The sequence below is a fragment of the Metabacillus litoralis genome, assembly GCF_007994985.1.
GTDB classification, from domain to species: domain Bacteria; phylum Bacillota; class Bacilli; order Bacillales; family Bacillaceae; genus Metabacillus; species Metabacillus litoralis.
Genome location: NZ_VOQF01000047.1, coordinates 1 through 1324, shown reverse-complemented (window position 1 = coordinate 1324; position 1324 = coordinate 1). Strand labels below are relative to the sequence as shown.

The following is a 1324-nucleotide window of genomic DNA, read 5'->3' as shown; positions in this document are numbered from 1 at the left end:
GTGCCTGTGGTCAAGCCCCCAATAAATAGACACATGTAAAATACGACATTTTACACTGCACTTAGGTAGTCTAAATAGTATCTTTTAGGAGAAACGAATCCAAGTTTTGCTTGGATTCGTTTTTCATTAAAGAACTTTATAAACCCGTTCAAATCTAATTGAAGTGACTCCTTTTCGATGTCTGGGTAGAAACATGGAAATTCAGTTTTTAACTGAGAAAAGAAGCTTTCAATGACCGCGTTATCCCAACAATTAGCTTTACGGGACATACTCGGTATGAAGTTCATAGACTGGCTCCATTCATGATATTTAAGAGATCTGTAGACACTTCCTTGATCACTATGAATGAGCACACCCTTTAGTGTTTTCAACTTTCTCTTTTTTCGCGCAGCTTCAAGCGTGTCCTTAATTAACTCTAAATTGGGACTGGAGCTGATTTTAAAAGCTATAATTTCACGATTAAATAAATCCATGATCACTGAGAGGTAAAATTTATCTTTCCCAATTTGTATTTCAGTCATATCTGTTACCCATTTTTGGTTTGGTTGACTAGCGAAAAAGTTACGTTGTAATAGATTTTCATAGACATAACCAGCTGATTGACCTTTGGATTCCTTTGTTGTTTTAGGAAGTCTCACAACTGCTTTTATATTGGCTTCACTCATTAAACGTGCTACTTTTTTATGGTTCACAATACGCCCCTTTGCTTTTAGGTATTGCGCAATTCTTTTAGCACCATAAGTTCCATTATAAAGAGAATAGATTCTTTTAATTCGTGTTAAAAGTCGACGATCTTGCTTAGATGCTTGGTACTTTGGACGCTTAAGGGAAGCGTAGTATCCACTTTTTGATACTCCAAATATATTGCATAAAACAACAACTGAATATTCCTTTCTCAAAAAGGATATAGCTTCAAACTTCTTGCTTATTCGTTCTTTTTGAGAAAGGCCTGGAACTTTTTTAGGATTTCATTCTCCAACTCTGTTTCTCTTAACTTTTTTTCTAAGTCTCTTATTCTCTTACTATCTTTAGAATGAGAATAGGCTTGGGTAATAGAACGTGGACTTTCTAATCCTTGCTTACCATTCTTTTTAAATGCATTTACCCAACGGTTTACTGTGTCACGATGTAAATGAAGTTCATTAGCGACTTCAGATACTGGTCTTTTATTTTCTATTACTTGATGCACGGCCTCTAGTTTAACTTCGACACTTTTATGTGAAGTTGATTTTTTATTGGTCATAATATCCCCCTTGGAAATATAGCTTTGTCGTATCTTTATCATAACTTATATGTCCATTATAAGGGGGTCAATCACTGTCAC

Annotated in this window: 2 protein-coding genes; both read right to left on the bottom strand. The window is 35.0% G+C overall.

The window, feature by feature from the left end; all coding sequences use genetic code 11:
• Nucleotides 1-50: 50 nt before the first annotated feature.
• A complete protein-coding gene (locus FS935_RS23060) occupies nucleotides 51-899 on the bottom strand; it encodes an IS3 family transposase (protein WP_158638700.1) in 849 nt (282 codons plus the stop codon).
• Nucleotides 900-925: 26 nt separating this feature from the next.
• A complete protein-coding gene (locus FS935_RS23055) occupies nucleotides 926-1243 on the bottom strand; it encodes a transposase (RefSeq protein ID WP_158638699.1) in 318 nt (105 codons plus the stop codon).
• Nucleotides 1244-1324 lie beyond the last annotated feature (81 nt).